This window comes from Pseudomonas marginalis (assembly GCF_900105325.1).
Lineage (GTDB): Bacteria > Pseudomonadota > Gammaproteobacteria > Pseudomonadales > Pseudomonadaceae > Aquipseudomonas > Aquipseudomonas marginalis.
The window spans coordinates 242588-260686 of the sequence record NZ_FNSU01000003.1; the positions used below are offsets into that span (position 1 = coordinate 242588).

An 18099-nucleotide genomic window follows, 5' to 3' on the forward strand; every position below is an offset into this window, starting at 1 on the left:
AAGACCATGACGACTCAAAACAACGCGCTGCCGACGGCACGCAAACCCCTCGATATGCGCGCACTGCTCGACAACTGGGCGATGTTGCTGGCAGCGGTGGGCATCTTTGTCCTGTGCGCCTTGCTCATCGATAACTTCCTTTCGCCGTTGAACATGCGCGGCCTGGGCCTGGCGATTTCCACCGTGGGCATCGCCGCCTGCACCATGCTGTTCTGCCTGGCATCGGGGCACTTCGACTTGTCGGTAGGCTCGGTGATTGCCTGCGCCGGCGTGGTGGCGGCGATTGTGATGCGCGATACCGACAGCGTCATGCTGGGCATTGGCGCGGCGCTGCTGATGGGCCTGGTCGTGGGGCTGATCAACGGCATCGTGATCGCCAAGCTGCGGGTCAATGCGTTGATCACCACCTTGGCGACCATGCAGATCGTGCGCGGCCTGGCCTATATCTTTGCCGACGGCAAGGCGGTGGGGGTGTCCCAGGATCAGTTCTTTATCTTTGGCAATGGCCAACTGCTGGGCGTGCCGGTGCCGATCCTGATCACCATCGTGTGCTTCCTGTTTTTCGGCTGGCTGCTCAACTACACCACCTACGGGCGCAACACCATGGCCATCGGCGGTAACCCGGAAGCGGCGTTGCTGGCGGGGGTGAATGTCGACCGCACCAAGATCCTGATCTTCGCCGTGCACGGCCTGATCGGCGCATTGGCCGGGGTGATCCTCGCCTCCCGCATGACCTCGGGCCAGCCGATGATCGGCCAGGGTTTCGAGCTGACGGTGATTTCCGCCTGCGTGCTGGGCGGGGTGTCGCTGAGCGGCGGCATCGGCATGATCCGCCATGTGATTGCCGGGGTGTTGATTTTGGCGATCATCGAGAACGCGATGAACCTGAAGAACATCGACACCTTCTACCAGTATGTGATCCGCGGTTCGATCCTGCTGCTGGCGGTGGTCATCGACCGCATGAAACAACGCTGATTGTGGTAAGCAGGCCCGTCGTAGTGAGCGGGCTTGCCCCGCGCTGGGGCGCGAAGCGGCCCCAACACAGTCACTGCATTCTTCCAGGCTGAACCGGGTGGCGGGTTTTAGGGCCGCTTCGCGCCCCAACGCGGGGCAAGCCCGCTCACCACAGCGGTTCGATCCTGCTGCTGGCGGTGGTCATCGACCGCATGAAACAACGCTGATGGTGGTAACCAAGCCCGTCGTAGTGAGCGGGCTTGCCCGCGCTGGGGCAGAAGCGGCCCCAACACAGTCACTGCATTCTTCCAGGCTGAACCGGGTGGCGGGTTTTAGGGCCGCTTCGCGCCCCAACGCGGGTCAAGCCCGCTCACCACAGCGGTTCGCTCCTGCTGCTGGCGGTGGTCATCAACCGCATGAAACAACGCTGATGATGGTAACCAAGCCCGTCGTAGTGAGCGGGCTTGCCCCGCGCTGGGGCGCGAAGCGGCCCCAACACAGTCACTGCATTCTTCCAGGCTGAACCGGGTGGCGGGTTTTAGGGCCGCTTCGCGCCCCAACGCGGGCAAGCCCGCTCACCACAGCGGTTCGCTCCTGCTGCTGGCGGTGGTCATCGACCGCATGAAACAACGCTGATGGTGGTAACCAAGCCCGTCGTAGTGAGCGTGCTTACCCCGCGCTGGGGCGCGAAGCGGCCCCAACACAGTCACTGCATTCTTCCAGGCTGAACCGGGTGGCGGGTTTTAGGGCCGCTTCGCGCCCCAACGCGGGGCAAGCCCGCTCACCACAAAAAAAGGTTCATCACGGAATCCCGGGAAACACAGAAACAAGAACGCCGATTTGATTGATGATGTTCGTGCGAGCAAACACATCTAAAAAACCGGCGTTCTTATGCGTGATATTAATACTTTCCTTCCTTTTTGGGAGGGCTTTTCTGTCGTCACGATCAAGCCCGATGGTGACGCTCTAAAGATCGATCTGATTCCCCACGCCACCCGATTCCCTTCCTGCGGCGGCTGCCAAAAACCTTGTTCAACCACTCATGAGTATTGTGAGCGAACCGTTCGTGATCTGCCCATTCTCGGTCGCGCGGTGCGCCTCAGCATTTTGCTCAGGCGTGTTGGCTGCCGCGACTGTGGAAAACGCATGGAGGCCGTCAGTTGGCTGGATCGCTATGCCCGCATGACGCGCCGCTTGGCCGAGGCGGTCATTCAGGCCTGCGAGCGCCTTCCCACCCTGCACGTGGCCCAGATGTTTGGACTGCATTGGGACACTGTTCGGTTGCTGGAGCGTCGAGCCTTGCAGGCGGTGTTGAGTGAGTTGCCGAAGGCGCAACCACGACGCCTGATCATGGACGAGTTCGCGTTATTCAAAGGTCATCGTTACGCCAGCGTTGTGCTGGATGCCGATACACGACGAGTGCTGTGGATCGGTGAAGGCCGTAGCCGAGCGGCAGTCAGGCCGTTCTTCGAGGAACTGGGGCCGGAGGGCTGCGCTCGAATCGAAGCGGTGGCGATGGACATGAATACTGCTTTTGATCTGGAGGTTCGCCAGCATTGCCCGAAAGCGCGAGTGGTCTACGACCTTTTCCATGTGGTGGCCAAATATGGCCGAGAGGTGATTGATCGGGTCCGCGTCGACGAAGCTAATCGGCTGCGTCATAACAAGCCGGCTCGCAAGGTCATCAAGCAGGCACGATGGCTGTTGCTGCGTAACCCACAGAACCTGAAAACGCCGGAACAACAGGTCCATTTGCAGGATTTATTGGAGGCCAACCAATCGCTGATGACAGTTTATTTGATGAAGGCTGAACTCAAAACGCTCTGGACACCGAGCACTGCCTGGACCTGGAGATCGGCCTGGAAGCAATGGCTGCGCCATGCATATGAAAGCGAAATACCGGCTCTGATCCAGTTTGCCAAACGGCTAAAGGGTTATTGGCGGGGCATCGTCAGTCGGGTTCGCTGGCCGATGCACACCGGTCAGTTGGAAGGAATAAACAATCGAATAAAGGTCATCAAACGGATGGCGTACGGTTACCGGGATAGCGAATTCTTCTTCATGAAGATCAAGAGCGTCTTTCCCGGTAATCCGTGATGAACCCAAAAAAAGCCCGCTTCGTTAACCGAAGCGGGTTGCTGTCAGGTTAATCAGCGGAGAACTTGAAGACGGTGTTCTGGGTATACGTCTGCCCCGGATTCAAACGGGTCGAGGCAAACGTCGGCTGGTTAGGCGCATCCGGAAAGTGCTGGGTCTCCAAGGTGAAACCACTCCAGTGCAGGTAGGTCTTGCCACCTTTGCCCTTCACCGAACCATCCAGGAAGTTGCTGGTATAGAACTGCACGCCCGGTTCGCTGGTGTAGAGCTGCAAGCGCCGGCCTGACGCCGGGTCGTGCACCTCGGCGGCGAGTTGCTTGACGTCGCCCTTGGTGTCCAGCGCCCAGTTGAAGTCAAACCCGCCCTGTTTCGGCTCGGCAAATTTGAGCTGCGGGTGATCTTCCTTGATGTGCTGGCCGATCGGGGTGGGCTTGAGGAAGTCCATCGGCGTGCCCTTGACCGGTGCCAGTTCGCCGGTAGGAATCAAGGTGGCATTCACCGGGGTGTAATGGCTGGCATGCAACGTAGTGACGTGCTTGAGGATGTCGCCGTTACCCGCACCGGCCAGGTTGAAGTAGCTGTGGTTGGTGAGGTTGAGTACCGTCGGCTTGTCAGTGGTGGCCTTGTAGTCGATGTGCAGTTCGTTCCTGTCGTTGAGGCGATAGGTGACTTCGGTTTTCAAATTACCGGGAAAGCCCATCTCGCCGTCCTTGGACAGGTAGCTCAGCTTCACGCCGACCGAATCCTTGTCCTTGACCGGCTCGGCCTTCCACACCTGCTTGTCGAAGCCCTGGGCGCCGCCATGCAGTGAGTTGGGGCCGTCGTTGAGCGGCACCTGGAAGCGCTTGCCGTCGAGTTCAAAGGCGCCGCCGGCCAGGCGATTGCCGAAGCGGCCAATGGTTGCGCCGAAAAACGCCGTACCGCTTTGATAGCCTTGCACGTCGTCAAAGCCCAGCACCACGTCGTCGACCTTGCCGTTTTTGTCCGGCACTTTCAGCGATTGCAACACGCCGCCGTAGGTGATCACCGTGGCTTGCATGCCGTGGCTGTTGCGCAGGATGTACTGTTCGACAGCGGTGCCGTCGTTGGTTTTACCGAAAGGTTTTTGCTCGCTGCTCAGGCCGGCCGCCTGGGCGCCGCCGCTGGCGATCATCATGGACAGCGCCAGGCCGGACAGCAGGTATCGAGGGTGCTTCATGGTCGAACTTCCTTTTGTTGTTTTGAGTGGAATAGTTCTACTAATAGCGATATTTTGTCGGTTGGACAGCGAATTTATAGCCTTTAAAGCCGATTTCGTAAAATAAAATAAGACTAATTGATCGAGGCATCCTTTTATGAGTACTGAACACGCCGTTTATCCCGACCTCAAGGGCAAGACCGTATTGATTTCCGGGGGCGCCTCGGGGATCGGCGAATTCATGGTGCGGGCCTTCGCCGCGCAGGGTGCCAGGGTCGGGTTTGTGGACCGCGCGCAAAGCCAGGGCGAACGCCTGGCGGCGCTGTTGAGTTCCCAGGGGCATGCCGTGGAGTTCGTGTGCTGCGACATCACCGATGAAATCGCCTACAAAGCGGCCATAGGGCGCTTCGAGCATTCCCTGGGGCCGATCAGCGTACTGGTGAACAACGCCGCCAATGACGTGCGCCACACCCTGGAAGAAGTCGACTCGGAAACCTTCGACAAGCTGATCTCAGTCAACCTCAAACACGCCTTCTTTGCCGCCAAGGCCGTGGTGCCGATGATGAAACGCGCCGGCAGCGGCTCGATCATCAACCTCGGCTCCGTCGGCTGGATGATGGCCTCCGCCGGCTACCCGGTGTACGCCGCCAGCAAGGCCGCCGCCCACGGCATGACCCGCGCGCTGGCACGGGAGCTGGGGCCGAACCGTATCCGTGTGAACACGCTGGTGCCCGGTTGGGTGATGACCGAAAAACAGCTGTCCATGTGGGTGGATGACGCCGCCAAGGAACTGATCAGCCGCAGCCAGTGCCTGCCCGGCAGCGTACTGCCGGAACACATCGCCAATATGGCGCTGTTTCTTGCTTCCGATGCCTCGGCGATGTGTTCGGCGCAGAACTTTATTGTGGATGGCGGCTGGGTCTGAGCCTGACTCAATCCTTCATGCAACCCAGGCCAATGTGGGAGGGGGCTTGCCCCCGATAGCAGTCTTTCAGTAATACATCTGCTGACTGACACACCGCTATCGGGGGCAAGCCCCCTCCCACATTTGAACTGCGGTGCTTAGGCGATGGGGTAACGCTTGAACGCCGGATGCTGCTCCAGCCTTTCGGCATGCCGTTGCAGGTTGGGAAATGCATCCGCCTTGACCACCGATGCCACGGTGAACTGGCTGAACGACCACGCCACCGCCGCCGTAATCGACGCCTGGGTCAGTGCTTCGCTGTCGCCCAGCTGCTTCTCCAGCAATCCATAGGCCGCGAGCAATTGGCCGGTCACGCGCTCAAGCCACGGTGCATGCAGTTTCTCGGCCGGGCGCAGGTTGTGTTCATAGACGATCTGCACGCTCTTCTCACAGGCTGCCAGCGCCAGTCCCAGAACGTGCAAGTCCTTGGCAAGTGCCGCAGGATGCTGGGGCAACAGCTTCCTGTCAGCCGGGGCCAGGGTTTCGAGGTACTCCAGGATCAGGCTGGAGTCCATCAATACCGTGCCGTCGTCCAGCACCAGGGTAGGGGCCTTGACCACCGGATTGATCTGCGCAAATTCGTCGAAGGTGCGGAACACGGACAAGGGTTCATGCACGAAATCCACCCCGTACAGGTCCAGGGAAATGGCCACGCGGCGCACGTAGGGCGAGTCCAGCATGCCGATCAGTTTCATGAAGCCTCCATTGCTATCAGGGTGACGAGCCAAGAGATTAAGGGCACTCGGTCGCCCGGCGCAATTGTTGATACGCCTGCACCAACTGCTCCAGGCTGAACGCCAGGTTGCGTCCGCTGGGATTGGGCAGCACCCACACTGACGCGCCGCCCAACACTTTTGGCTGCAAGCCCCAGGCGATCTCGCGTTGGCCGCTCAACGCGCTGTAGCCGGGCTTGCCCATGAACGCCACGAAGCGCGGCGCGCAGTGGCGGATCTTGTGTTCGAAGTTCGTCGCGGCCTGTGTGAACTCATGCCGTGCCAATTCGCCCGCGCTGGCCGTGGGACGATCCACCAACGTGGTCAGGCCGCAGTGGTAGTGCAGCAGCATACGCCCGTGTTCGGGGCGGATTTCATGGGGCGTGAAGCCGGCCAGGTGCAGGGTGCGCCAGAAGCGGTTGCTGCGGTTGGCGAAATGCAGGCCGAGGGCGGCGGAACCCTTGCCGGGGTTGATGCCGCAGAACACGACCTTCAGGTGATTGGCGAGGATATCTTCGAGTCTGTCGGCCATGTGGGGGTATCTGAATGTGAGCCAATCGGTAAGATGCGCTTTGAATTCATCCATCCCAAGCGCCTCAGGAGCAGTGAGCATGACCGATTCATCCAGCTATGTCCCACCCAAGGTCTGGACCTGGGACGCCGAAAGTGGCGGCACCTTCGCCAGCATCAACCGGCCCATCGCCGGCGCTACCCATGAAAAGCAATTGCCGGTCGGTAAGCATCCGCTGCAGCTGTATTCCCTGGCTACGCCCAACGGGCAGAAGGTCACCATCCTGCTCGAGGAACTGCTGGCCCTGGGGCACAGCGGCGCGGAATACGACGCCTGGCTGATCAAGATCGGCGACGGCGACCAGTTCGGCAGCGGCTTTGTCGGGGTCAACCCGAACTCGAAGATCCCGGCCTTGATGGACCACAGCGGCGCCCAGCCGATTCGCGTGTTCGAGTCCGGCGCGATCCTGCAGTACCTGGCCGAGAAGTTCGGCGCCTTTTTCCCCACCGAGCCTGGGGCCCGTGCGGAATGCCTGTCGTGGTTGTTCTGGCAGATGGGCAGCGCACCGTACCTGGGCGGCGGCTTCGGGCATTTCTATGCCTATGCGCCGAGCAAGATGGAATACCCGATCAACCGCTTTGCCATGGAAACCAAGCGCCAGCTGGATGTGCTGGACCAGCGCCTGGCCGTGAGCGAATACATCGCCGGGGATGAATACACCATCGCCGATATCGCCATCTGGCCGTGGTACGGCGGGTTGGTCAAAGGCCGCTTGTATGGGGCGGCGGAGTTTCTCTCGGTGCACGAGTACAAGCACGTACAGCGCTGGGCGGACGCGATTGAGGCGCGGCCGGCGGTGCAGCGTGGGCGGCGGGTGAATCGGGTGTCGGGCGAGGAACAGTTGCCCGAACGCCATGATGCAAGTGACCTGGACTGATTCGCTGATCGTTCCCACGCGCGTGGGAACGATCACTGATCTTCGATTTACTTGTAGCGCTGTTCGAACACCGCCACCTGTTCGGGCTTGATGAGCTCGAACGGCACCCACACCTCGGACTCGATCGGCTCGCCCTTGATCATCCTGATCGCCGACTGCACCGCTTGCGTGGCCTGGGCCTTGGGGTCCTGGAATACCGACGCCGTGAGCATGCCGCGCTTGATCGCCGCCAGACCGTCAGGCAAGCCGTCGATGCCGATAATCGCGATCTCGCCCTTGGCCTTGCCCGCCTGTTGCAAGGCCATGGCCGCGCCAATCGCCATTTCATCGTTATTGGCCACAATCGCATCGAACTGCGTGCCGGCCAGCAGCCAGTTGCTGGTCAGGTCCATGCCCTTGTTGCGTTGCCACTCGGCGCTTTGCTGCTCCACCACCTTGATGCCGGGAAAGTCCTTGAGCACCTGCTTGACGCCTTCGGTACGGTCATGGGTGGCGTTCTGTGCGAGGTCGCCCATGATGATCGCCACATTGCCTTTGCCGCCGAGCTTTTCCGCGAGGTAGCGCATCTGCAATTGCCCGGCCTCGATATCGTTGGATGCCACGGTGACCACGCCCTTGGGCAAGGTGCGCTCATCCGGGTGGCGGTTGACGTACACCAGCGGCGTCTTGGCCGCCACGGCGGCGCGGGTCATGTTGGCGGTGGCGGCGGTGTCCACCGGCAGCACGATCACGGCGTCGACTTTCTGGTTGAGAAAACCTTCGACCTGGTTGAGCTGGCGCACCACGTCGCCCTGGGCGTCTTCGAACTGGATCTGCACGTCCTGTTGCTTGGCGGCATTTTCCAGGCCGGTGCGCACGTAGGTCATGAAGTTATCGTCGACCCGCGCGATGCTCACGCCGATGCGATACGCGGCGAAGGTCCATTGGCTGAACAGCAGTAAAAACGCAGCAACAAGCAATGAATAGCGATGCATGAGGGTGTTCCTTTTATTGTTATAGGGTGAACGCTTGGCGGAAACGCTCCAGGGCCAACTCGCTGTCGCCGCTGGCCCAGCCTTCGAGGCCGACCACACCGGTGTAGCCCATGGCGTGCAGGGCCCTGGCGATGGCCGGGTAGTGGATTTCGCCGGTGCCAGGCTCCTTGCGTCCGGGCACGTCGGCCACCTGGATTTCACCGATGGCGCTGCCTGCGCGCTGGATCAACTCGATCAGGTTTCCTTCGCCGATCTGCGCGTGGTACAGGTCCAGGTTCATCTTCAGGTGCGGGCTGCCCACGGCTTCGATCAGCGCCAGGGTGTCGTCGGCGCGGGCGAACGGGGTGCCGGGGTGGTCGACCTCGGTGTTGAGGTTTTCCAGCAGGAACACGCGGCCGGCGTCTTCGCCCAGGCGCGCGATCTTTTCCAGCGCCTTGCACGCGCTCAGCCACATGCGCCCGGTGGTCTGGCCCACGGGCTGCACCGGCAGGCCGCCGTCACCCAGGCCGGTGCCGTGCAGGTTAAGGCTGGGGCAGTTCAAGCGCTCGGCGACGCCGATGGATTCGCGCGCGCTGTCGAGCAGTTGGCGGATGCCGTCGGGGTCGGTGAGGGTGCCGCTGATATAGCCGGTCATCGAGGTGAAATCGGCGCCGGTGGCGGCCAGGGCGCTGATGTCTTTATTGGTCCAATTCCAGATCTCCGCGCTGAAACCCAGTGCATGGATGCGCTTCACGCGCTCGACGAAGGGCAGGTCGAGAAACACCATCTCGGCACTGATCGCCAGTTTGAACGGGCTCATCAGCGGGCTCCCTGCACGGCCACGGCCTTGCCGGTCTCGAACGACTCGATACAGGCGCGGGCAATCGCCAGGGCGGCGCGCGCGTCTTCGCCACTGGCCATGGGTTTGGCGCCGGTGCGTAGGCAGTCGACAAAGTGGTTGAGTTCGGCGATGTAGGCGTCGCGCAGCAGGTCGGTGTCCATGCGCTGGGTGTCGGCCTGGATGCCCTCGGCCAGGTAGCGCACCAGGTCGGAGTCATTGAGGCTGCCCATGCTCAGCATGCCGGCGCTGCCGAACACTTCGCCGCGCACGTCGTAGCCGTACACCGCCTGGAAGTTGGCCTCGGCGGTGGCGATGGCGCCGTTGTCGAAGCGGATCGCGACCACGGCGGTGTCGAGGAAGCCTTTGCTTTTGTACTCCGGCGCGATCAATGCGTCGGCCATCACATACACCTGCACCGCTTCGGCACCGGGGTTGAGGTAGCGCAGGGTGTCGAAGTCGTGGATCAGGGTTTCCAGGAAGATCACCCATTGCGGCGAATTGGCCGGGTTGTTGAGTGCCGGGTCGCGGGTCAGCGAACGCAACAACTGCGGCGTGCCGATGCGGCCGGCCGCCACATCGAGGTGGGCCGTGCGGAAGCTCTTGGCGAAACGCCGATTGAAACCGACCTGCAGCGGCACGCGCGCATCGGCCGCGGCGGCAATGGCGCGGTCGGCTTCGTCGAGGGTGATGGCCATGGGTTTTTCGCAGAAGATCCCCTTGCCCGCGCGGGCGGCGCTGATCACCAGTTCGGCGTGGCTGCGGGCGGGGGCGGCGATGAGGACGCCGTCGATGTCCGGGTCGTCGAGCAGCTGTTGCGGGTCGGTGTAGACCTTGGCTACCCCCAGTTCGGCCGCCAGGCGTGCGGCTTGGCCGGGAGTGGGGTCGGCGATGGCGGCGAGGGTTGCGCCAGGGATGTGTCGCGCAGCGGTCAGGCCGTGGAAACTGCCCATGCGACCCGCGCCGATCAAGCCCAGGCGGATGTTCTGTGTACTCATGAAATAACCCCTTTTTATTGTTGGCCGCAGGACAGCCCTGACTGGCAAAGGGGCAGAAGCAAAGGTTATGCCAATTTACAAGCGACTGATAATTAAGGGTTTATAAAATACAATAAACAGAATGTGTTCATTCTGATGACATGCCTATACTGACATGTCAAAAACATGAACATGGATACCGCCCGATGAGCATGGCGTTCAGCGTACAAGACCTCGACTACCTGACGGCCCTGGGGCCTGCGGCGCTGAACGACGGCCCCGTGGCTGCGCTGGAACAGGCGTGGCGCGCGTGCCTGGCCGGGCAGGTGCAGCGCCCGGCCGAGGTGCGGCAGGTGATCTGGGATTCCTGGCGCCGCAGTGTCGAGGCGGGTATCGACCCGGATGACAGCCAGTACCGCTTTGTGGCGCCCCACGACCTTGCTGCCACCCTGGCCACCCACCGTGTCCTGATCGCCGCCGCTGCGCAGGTCATGCATGGCCTGCTGGCCTATAACCCGCGAGGGCATATCAACCTCACCGACGCCGAGGGCACCACCCTGTATTTCTGCGGGCTGGACATCACCCCCGTCGGCAGCCGCCTGCTCGAATCGGTCCAGGGCACCAACTGCACGGGCCTGGCCCTGGCCGAAGACCGCCTGGTGTACGTGCTGGCCGAGGAGAACTTCGGCAGCGGCCTGCGCCAACGCCGTATGCACTGCGCCGCCGCGCCGATCAGGAATGCCCAGGGCCAGACCCTGGCGATGCTGACCCTCACCGCCGAACCCGGCTGGTTTCACTTTCACACCCTCGGCACCGTGCAAGCGGCTGCCGAAGCGGTCTCCCGCCAGATGGACCTGCAAGCGCTGTTGGAAGAGCAGCAAACCGTGCTCGAAGTGCTTAACGAAGGCCTGGTGGTGCTCGATGAGCGCGGCTGCATCAAGGCGCTCAACCGTTATGCCCGGCAACTGTTCGGGGTGGGGCTGGAGCTGATCGGCAGCCCCTTCCAGCGCCTGGGCCGCAGTGAGCTGAGTGACGCCATGCTTCTACGCGGCGGCGAGCCGGTGCGTGACCTCGATTGCACGTTCCACCTGCACGACCGCAGCCAGCTCGCCTGCCTGGTCTCGGTGTGCCCGCTGGAGCAGGGCGGGGTGATCGTGTCCCTGCGCGAGAACCGCCGCATCCGTGAAATCACCCGGCGCATCATCAGCACCCAGGCGCGCTACACCTTCGACACCATCCAGGGCACGTCGCGGGCGATCCAGGACGCGCTGCACCTGGGACGCATCGCCAGTCGCAGTGAATCCACCACCCTGATCCTCGGCGAAAGCGGCACCGGCAAGGAGCTGTTCGCCCAGGCCATCCACAACGCCAGCGACCGCGCCAACGGCCCGTTCGTGGCGGTCAACTGCGGCGCGATCCCACGGGACCTGGTGCAGAGCGAGCTGTTCGGGCACGTCGAAGGCGCGTTTACCGGCTCGGCCCGGGGCGGGTCGGCGGGCAAGTTTGAACTGGCGGATGGCGGCACCATCTTTCTGGATGAGATTGGCGATATGTCCTTCGACGCTCAGGTCAGCCTGCTGCGGGTGTTGCAGGAAGGCGAGATCACCCGCGTCGGCGCGAAAAGCTCACGGCCAGTGGACGTACGCATCATCGCCGCCACCCACCGCAACCTCAGCCAGGCGGTGGCCGAAGGCGCGTTCCGTGAAGACCTCTACTACCGCCTCAACGTCCTGAACCTGACCGTACCGCCGCTGCGCATGCGCCGTGAAGACATCCCGTTGCTGGCGCGGCACTTCCTCACGCGCTGTGTTCGTTCGCTGCGTAAAGCGGTGCAGGGCTTTGCCCCGGATGCGCTGGAATTGCTCTCGGCCTACGCCTGGCCAGGCAATGTGCGCGAGTTGGAAAACAGCATCGAACGCGCCACCAACCTGGCGACGGGCGAACTGATCCAGGCCGCCGATCTACCCCTGGAAACCAGACCGCGCGCCACGCTGCGCCACCACGAACCTCAGCCCGCCCAGGACCTGAGCAGCCACGAAATGCACGCCATCGTCGCCGCCCTCAAAAGCACCGGCGGCAACATCCGCCTGGCCGCCCGGCAACTGAACGTATCGCGGGGTGGGCTGTACAACAAGATGAGTCGGTTCGGGCTGAATGCCGCAGATTTTCGCGGCGCGTAAGATCGAAATGTGGCTCAACGCTGAAAGCGCGGCGGATAGGGCTGTCGTGGTGAGCGGGCTTGTCCCGCGCTGGGCTGCGCAGCAGCCCCAAAACCAGCCTCTACAGAGTGTCTGATACACCGCGATCTTCTTGACTGGGGCTGCTACGCAGCCCAACGCGGGACAAGCCCGCTCGCCACAGGGAGATTTGTCAGGGTCTGAAAAGTTGTGTAGATACCCTTGCCCCGATAGCGGAGTGTCAGTTGACATCTACTTAACTGACCCACCGCCATCGGGAGCAAGCCCCCCCACATGTTTAACCGCGTTTCAGGCAGTTGATGGAGCGATCCACAGTGGTTTTGGCAATTTCCAGCAAATGCCACACCGCCAAGATCTTCGCCCGCTCCGGGCTTTCCAGTTGCTCCCCACAATCCAACGCAGTCGCCGACGCACTGTCGAGCAAACTGGCGGTGTAGAGCAGGGCATCTTCAAAGCTCAGGTCTTCGTTGACGGAGTGAAAGCCTTGGGTGGGGAGATAGTGATCGATGGCGCGGTTGAACGCGGCGCGGTCTTTGGCGGGATCGTGGGGTGGATCGGGTACGACTTTATTCATTGTGCAACTCCTATTGAGCTAAGGAGCTACCGCCAACGCTGCTAAACGAGGGTGGCAGCTGTACGCGGGTTAGCAGACCGGTCAATAGGAAAACCAGCGCACCCGAAGGTGCCCCGCGCACAGCCACCATAAACGCAGATGTGAACCGTGTGCCTATTGACGTCAGGCTGCTAAACCCGATCACTGATGAGCAGTGACGGACCGCAGACTAGCCACCGATTCCAGCAGGCACAAGGCGGCCAGGATTGTCTAGGAAACGTCCTGCAATTAAAAGGGACCGGCCTTGCTGGCCCTTTACAAACCATGACAAAACGCCACCAAACCAACAATGGAACGCGGTCAATGTGGGAGGGGGCAAGCCCTAATGCCAGTCAGTTAAGGAGGAACACTGTAACTGTGGTGAGCGGGCTTGCCCCGCGTTGGGCTGCGCAGCAGCCCCAAAACCTTCACCTCGATTGATTCTGGCACTCTGCGGTGACCTTATTGGGGCCGCTTCGCAGCCCAGCGCGGGGCAAGCCCGCTCACCACAGGTTACCGTTTGCACGTTCTATCTCTTAACTGATCGGTATTAGGGCAAGCCCCCACACACATTTTTACTGCGTTCAGGCAGTGGCTGCGTAAGCCATCTATTGATTGGTTTTTATCTGTACGAGCGGTCTGCCATGACGGATTTTGACGGCAACGCTGACGAGCTTTCGCTTCTGGCCGGAACACAGGGACGCGTTAAATGGCGGCCCTTTGCTTCTCTCCACAGCCGAGCCCCATGGACAACTCCGACATCGCCATCACCCTCGTCTTGATCTCCGCCTTCATGCACGCCACCTGGAATGCCGTCGTCCGCGCCGGCAGCAGCCGCTTCATGACCTTGGCCATGGTCGACGGTACCGCATTGCTGATCTGCCTGGCGGCGTTGCCGCTGGTCAATGTGCCAAACCCGCAGGTGTGGCGCTATGTGCTGGTTTCCGTGGTGCTCAATACGGTCTATCGATTGTTCTTGATCAAGGCCTATGAAACCGGCGATTTCGGCCAGGTCTACCCCGTGATGCGCGGCGTGCCGCCGGTGTTGGTCGCGCTGTTTTCCTACTTCTTGCTGCATGAGCAGCTGTCAGTCCAGGCCATGGCGGGGGTGCTGTTGATTTGCGGGGGGATTATCAGCCTGACGTTTGTGCGCAAGATGACGGCGCAGATGTTCAAGCCGATTCTGATGGCCGTGTGTGCGGGGGTGTTTATTGCGTCCTACACGGTGGTGGATGCCAAAGGGGTAAGAGCCAGTGAGACCGTGGTGCAGTACATCATTTATCTCACGGTATTCCAGAGCATTCCGATCCCGTTGCTGGCGTTTTTCAAGGAGCGGCCGGCATTCGAGCAGGCTGTACGTAGTCATTGGCGGGTGGGGGTGATGGGCGGCGTTTTGTACTTGGCGTCCTACGGCCTGGTGCTGTTTGCGCTGTCGCTGGACGCGGTGGCCAAGGTCTCAGCGCTGCGGGAAACCAGTGTTATTATCGGCGCCATCATTGCTGCGCTGTTCTTCCATGAGCGGTTCGGCTGGCGACGGATGCTTTCGGCGTTCGTCATTGTTTGCGGGATCATCCTGATCAAAGTGAGCACCTGATGGCCCAGCGCCCTCCACCCACGCCGATGCTTCAAGCCTTCGTCAGTGCCGCGCAGACCGGCAGTTTTGCGCGTGCTGCCTCCGAGTTGAATCTCACCGCCAGTGCCATCAGCCATCAAATTGCGGGGCTGGAAGAATGGTGGGGTGTGCAGTTGTTCGAGCGGCATTCGCGGGGTGTGAAACTCACTGCCGCAGGGCACGCGCTATTACCGGTGGCCGAGGATTTTTTCAATGCGCTTGAAGTGGTATTGCAGACACTCAATCCGAATACTCCCCAACCGCTGAGTCTCTCTTGCACCTCCTCGCTCTGTGCTGCGTGGCTGATTCCAAGAATGCACGGCTCGCACGCCGAGGCCTCACTCAACTTGGACCTGGTACTGACCAGCGCCGATATCAGCAGCACTCAGCTTGCGGCGCATCAATTTGACGTGGCGATCGTGATGGGGAATGGCGACTACCCGGACCATCACGTCGAACTGCTGATGCGCGATGCGGTGTTCCCGGTGTGCTCGCCGCAGTTCCAGCGGGTAAATGGCGATATTGCATGGGCGCAGATCGCGCAATATCCGTTGATTCACCGGGCCGACGATCATGTGTGCCCGGGGTGGGAAAGCTGGTTTGCCTTTCAGGGGCTAGCACCGCCGCCGTATCACCGTGGGCCGCGCTTTCCGGATTCCAGCCTGGCCATCAGCCTGGCGGCTAAGGGTGGTGGGATTGCCTTGGGTCGCACGGCGTTGGTCTATGACGCCTTGACGGACGGCTCGTTAGTCGCTCTGCAGGCTCCAGTGATGATGTCGCCCGTCGCGTACTACATCATTTGTCGAAGCGGACGACGGGCCGAACCGGCGATTGCCCGACTGTTTGAGTGGCTCAAGGCCCAGGCTGAGGTGTTTGTGCGTGAGGTGGCGGCCTTTCAGGATCGCTGATCAATTGCCCTCAGCCTCCACTGTTCTCCGACGTCACAATCTGCGGCGCGATATGCACCCGATGCCGCCCCGGATCAAACCCCTCGGCACTCTGCAATTCCACCAGCAACTGCACCAGCGCGTTCGCCGTCTGCCTGGGCTGGGAATCCATCACCACATCGATCAACCCCTGGCTCAGCGCCTGGCGTGACAGCGCCGTGGACTCCTGCAAAATGCAGCACAACGCCGGGCGCTTGGGCAGCTGCGCCAGGGCGCTGATGATGCCGTCGCCGCCGCCGCCCACCACACACAAGCCGCGCAGGTCGGTGTGGCGGGTGAGCAGGTCGAGGGTGGCTTCTTCGGTGATGTCGCAGTTGTCCAGGTTGATCAGCGGCTCCAGCGGTTTGAGCCCCGGGGCGTGTTCGGCGAGGTAGCTGTGCAGGCCTTCGACCCGTGCCTGGTGACCGAGGAAGCGATGGCCGCCGAGCAGGATCCCCACGCTGCCTTTGCGTGCGCCGCAGGTGCGGGCGAGCAGCCAGCCCATGGTGCGCCCGACCACGTGGTTGTCCTGGCCCACATAGGGTTCAAGGGCTTGCTCATGAATATCCGAGAGCAGGGCCACCACCGGCACACCGGCCTCGCGGATCTGCGCCAGGCAGGCGTTGATCAGCGGGTGGGCGAAGCTGACCACCGCCAGGCCATCGCACTGCACGGCCAGTTGTTCGATCTGCGCGACGATGGCGCTGGGTGTGCGGTCGTTGATGTAGTCGAATTGGCAGGTCAGGTTGGCGGTGGCGTGATGCTGCGCCGCCTCGCTGATCGACTGCGCCAGGTGGGCATAGAACGCCTGGGCGGTGCCCAGCAGCAGGATGCCGAAGCGATAAGTCGGCCGGCGTTCGCGTATGCGTTGGCCGATCAGCCGCGCCGCAAAATAGCCCACCGCTTCGGCGGCCTGGAACACCTGCTCGGCCGTCTGCGGATTGACTGGCGCACGCGCATTCAGCACGCGGTCGACGGTGGCCACGCTGAGGCCCGCATGGGCGGCGACGGTGGCGATGGTCGGGCGTTTATTGTTGTTCATGACAGCCCCCTTGAGCGTCTTGATAGAAAACTATCAAGCCCCGCTGGGCCTGGATGATAGCTTGATAGGGAATGGATTCAAGGCCTTGAGAGTGATTTAGCCGCGCTCTATCGTTGGTTTCGCAAAGCACCTGAAACCTCTCGCTTGCGGAGAACAATAACAATGCCTGAACACACCGCTCACACCGCTCGGCGCGACTACAGCCTCACCGGCCCCGAAGCCGCCCGCGCGGCGGAAAAAGGCCTGGTCTCGGCCAGTTGGTACCAATCGCCGATTTCCCGTAAACGCATGAAAGAACTGATGCAACGCCGCGACGGCCCGGCCTTGCTCGACACCGCTATGTGGGTGAGTGCACTGTTCGCCACCGGCTTCGGCGGTTACTGGTTCTGGGGCACGTGGGCCTGCGTACCGTTCTTCCTCGCCTATGGCGTGCTGTACGGCACCGCGTCCAACCCGCGCTGGCACGAAACCGGCCACGGCACCGCGTTCAAGACCCGCTGGATGAACGACGTGCTGTACCAGGTCGCAAGCTTCATGTGCATCTTCGAACCCCACGTGTGGCGCTGGAGCCATGCCCGGCACCACACCGACACCATCGTCGTCGGCCGCGACCCGGAGATCGTCGAGCCACGCCCGCCGAGCCTGCCGATGATGTTTCTCAGCCTGTTCAACCTGCCCCTGGCCTGGAAGACCTTCAGCGGCGTGGCGCGCCATGCCATCGGCCAGATGAGTGCCCAGGAGGCGGACTTCATTCCCGAATCCGAGTGGCCGAAGGTGTTCCGTGCTGCGCGTATCTGGGTCGGCATTTATGCGCTGGTGATCGGCTCCGCGTTGTACCTGCACAGCTGGCTGCCGCTGATGCTGGTCGGGCTGCCCAGTATCTACGGCGCCTGGCTCGGCTACGTGTTCGGCCTCACCCAGCATGTGGGCCTGGCCGAAGATGTGCTTGACCACCGCAGCAACTGCCGCACCATCTACATGAACCGCGTGCTGCGTTTTATCTACATGGACATGAACTACCACCTCGAACACCACATGTACCCGATGGTGCCGTACCACGCATTGGCGCAATTGCACGAAGAGATCCGCAGCGACTGCCCGCCGCCGTACGCCAACCTGTTCGAGGCGTACAGGGAGATCATCCCGACGATCTGGAAGCAGCGCAGCGATCCGACTTACTTCGTCCAGCGTCCCATCCGCCCCAGTGCTGAACCGGCCGCCAGGGCCCCGATGCATGCAGAAGCCACTGCCGGCTGAATCCCACCCAAGAACAAGAGAAAACGCCATGAACGATCAATGGATCGACGTCTGCGCCGTGGGCGAAATAGACGCGGAAGACGTGCTGCGCTTCGACCACGGGGCGCACACCTACGCGGTATTCCGCTCGGCGGACAATGAGTTTTTCGCCACCGCCGGCCTGTGTACCCACGAGAAAATCCACCTCGCCGACGGCTTGGTGATGGACCATGTGATCGAGTGCCCCAAGCACAACGGGCGCTTCGATTACCGCTCGGGCAAGGCCCTGGGCGCGCCGGTGTGCGTCAACCTCAAGACCTACCCGGTACGGGTCGAAGCGGGGCGGGTTTTGCTCGCCGTCACGGCTTGATG

Annotated in this window: 17 protein-coding genes; 9 read left to right on the forward strand and 8 right to left on the reverse strand. The window is 61.8% G+C overall.

The window, feature by feature from the left end:
• Positions 1 to 6: 6 nt before the first annotated feature.
• Both araH and BLW22_RS10560 read left to right on the forward strand, forming a co-directional pair.
• A complete protein-coding gene (araH, locus tag BLW22_RS10550; RefSeq protein ID WP_065925854.1) occupies positions 7 to 975 on the forward strand; it encodes an L-arabinose ABC transporter permease AraH in 969 nt (322 codons plus the stop codon).
• An 870-nt stretch (positions 976 to 1845) separates the two neighbouring features.
• The gene (locus BLW22_RS10560; RefSeq protein ID WP_065924368.1) at positions 1846 to 3051 is read left to right on the forward strand and encodes an ISL3 family transposase; all 1206 of its coding nucleotides are present in this window, start codon (positions 1846 to 1848) and stop codon (positions 3049 to 3051) included.
• A gap of 49 nt (positions 3052 to 3100) precedes the next feature.
• Here the strand turns inward: BLW22_RS10560 and BLW22_RS10565 are convergent, their stop codons facing one another.
• Positions 3101 to 4249 carry an aldose epimerase family protein gene (locus BLW22_RS10565; protein ID WP_074846074.1) on the reverse strand — a complete coding sequence of 383 codons (1149 nt, stop codon included), beginning with the start codon at positions 4247 to 4249 and terminating at the stop codon, positions 3101 to 3103.
• 136 nt (positions 4250 to 4385) lie between these two features.
• Between BLW22_RS10565 and BLW22_RS10570 the strand changes: the two genes are divergently transcribed.
• Positions 4386 to 5153, forward strand: a complete 768-nt coding sequence (locus BLW22_RS10570) for an SDR family NAD(P)-dependent oxidoreductase (protein ID WP_065923810.1) — start codon at positions 4386 to 4388, stop codon at positions 5151 to 5153.
• Between the two features lie 137 nt (positions 5154 to 5290).
• Here BLW22_RS10570 and BLW22_RS10575 read toward each other — a convergent pair whose 3' ends face one another.
• A complete protein-coding gene (locus BLW22_RS10575; RefSeq protein ID WP_074846076.1) occupies positions 5291 to 5887 on the reverse strand; it encodes a glutathione S-transferase family protein in 597 nt (198 codons plus the stop codon).
• A 37-nt stretch (positions 5888 to 5924) separates the two neighbouring features.
• The gene (gene mug / locus BLW22_RS10580) at positions 5925 to 6437 is read right to left on the reverse strand and encodes a G/U mismatch-specific DNA glycosylase (RefSeq protein ID WP_065923815.1); all 513 of its coding nucleotides are present in this window, start codon (positions 6435 to 6437) and stop codon (positions 5925 to 5927) included.
• 79 nt (positions 6438 to 6516) lie between these two features.
• Here mug and yghU point away from each other — a divergent pair, with 79 nt between their 5' ends.
• Positions 6517 to 7353: a glutathione-dependent disulfide-bond oxidoreductase gene (yghU, locus tag BLW22_RS10585; protein ID WP_065923812.1), complete on the forward strand. Its 837-nt coding sequence runs from the start codon at positions 6517 to 6519 to the stop codon at positions 7351 to 7353.
• A 47-nt stretch (positions 7354 to 7400) separates the two neighbouring features.
• Here yghU and BLW22_RS10590 read toward each other — a convergent pair whose 3' ends face one another.
• The 3 genes from BLW22_RS10590 to BLW22_RS10600 are packed head-to-tail and all read right to left on the reverse strand — an operon-like array spanning position 7401 to position 10142.
• On the reverse strand, positions 7401 to 8327 hold the full coding sequence (locus tag BLW22_RS10590; RefSeq protein WP_027607581.1) for a sugar ABC transporter substrate-binding protein: 927 nt from the start codon (positions 8325 to 8327) through the stop codon (positions 7401 to 7403).
• Positions 8328 to 8346: 19 nt separating this feature from the next.
• Entirely contained in the window at positions 8347 to 9126 is a 780-nt protein-coding gene (locus BLW22_RS10595) for a TIM barrel protein (RefSeq protein WP_065947655.1), read from the reverse strand.
• Positions 9126 to 10142 carry a Gfo/Idh/MocA family oxidoreductase gene (locus BLW22_RS10600; protein WP_065923814.1) on the reverse strand — a complete coding sequence of 339 codons (1017 nt, stop codon included), beginning with the start codon at positions 10140 to 10142 and terminating at the stop codon, positions 9126 to 9128. The genes BLW22_RS10595 and BLW22_RS10600 overlap by 1 nt, the downstream gene beginning before the upstream one ends.
• Positions 10143 to 10327: 185 nt before the next feature.
• Between BLW22_RS10600 and BLW22_RS10605 the strand changes: the two genes are divergently transcribed.
• The gene (locus BLW22_RS10605; protein WP_074846079.1) at positions 10328 to 12301 is read left to right on the forward strand and encodes a sigma-54 interaction domain-containing protein; all 1974 of its coding nucleotides are present in this window, start codon (positions 10328 to 10330) and stop codon (positions 12299 to 12301) included.
• Between the two features lie 295 nt (positions 12302 to 12596).
• Here the strand turns inward: BLW22_RS10605 and BLW22_RS10610 are convergent, their stop codons facing one another.
• A complete protein-coding gene (locus tag BLW22_RS10610; protein WP_074846082.1) occupies positions 12597 to 12893 on the reverse strand; it encodes a DUF6124 family protein in 297 nt (98 codons plus the stop codon).
• Between the two features lie 763 nt (positions 12894 to 13656).
• On the opposite strand from BLW22_RS10610, the gene BLW22_RS10615 reads away from it, so the two are divergent.
• A complete protein-coding gene (locus BLW22_RS10615) occupies positions 13657 to 14505 on the forward strand; it encodes an EamA family transporter (protein WP_074846085.1) in 849 nt (282 codons plus the stop codon).
• A complete protein-coding gene (locus BLW22_RS10620; protein ID WP_065926233.1) occupies positions 14505 to 15431 on the forward strand; it encodes a LysR substrate-binding domain-containing protein in 927 nt (308 codons plus the stop codon). The genes BLW22_RS10615 and BLW22_RS10620 overlap by 1 nt, the downstream gene beginning before the upstream one ends.
• Before the next feature lie 10 nt (positions 15432 to 15441).
• On the opposite strand, the gene BLW22_RS10625 is transcribed toward BLW22_RS10620, so the two are convergent.
• Entirely contained in the window at positions 15442 to 16491 is a 1050-nt protein-coding gene (locus BLW22_RS10625; RefSeq protein ID WP_074846089.1) for a LacI family DNA-binding transcriptional regulator, read from the reverse strand.
• A gap of 162 nt (positions 16492 to 16653) precedes the next feature.
• Between BLW22_RS10625 and BLW22_RS10630 the strand changes: the two genes are divergently transcribed.
• Both BLW22_RS10630 and BLW22_RS10635 read left to right on the forward strand, forming a co-directional pair.
• Positions 16654 to 17748, forward strand: coding sequence for a fatty acid desaturase family protein (locus tag BLW22_RS10630; RefSeq protein WP_074846092.1), 1095 nt, complete (start codon positions 16654 to 16656; stop codon positions 17746 to 17748).
• Positions 17749 to 17776: 28 nt separating this feature from the next.
• Positions 17777 to 18097: a MocE family 2Fe-2S type ferredoxin gene (locus BLW22_RS10635; RefSeq protein ID WP_027607575.1), complete on the forward strand. Its 321-nt coding sequence runs from the start codon at positions 17777 to 17779 to the stop codon at positions 18095 to 18097.
• Positions 18098 to 18099: the final 2 nt, after the last annotated feature.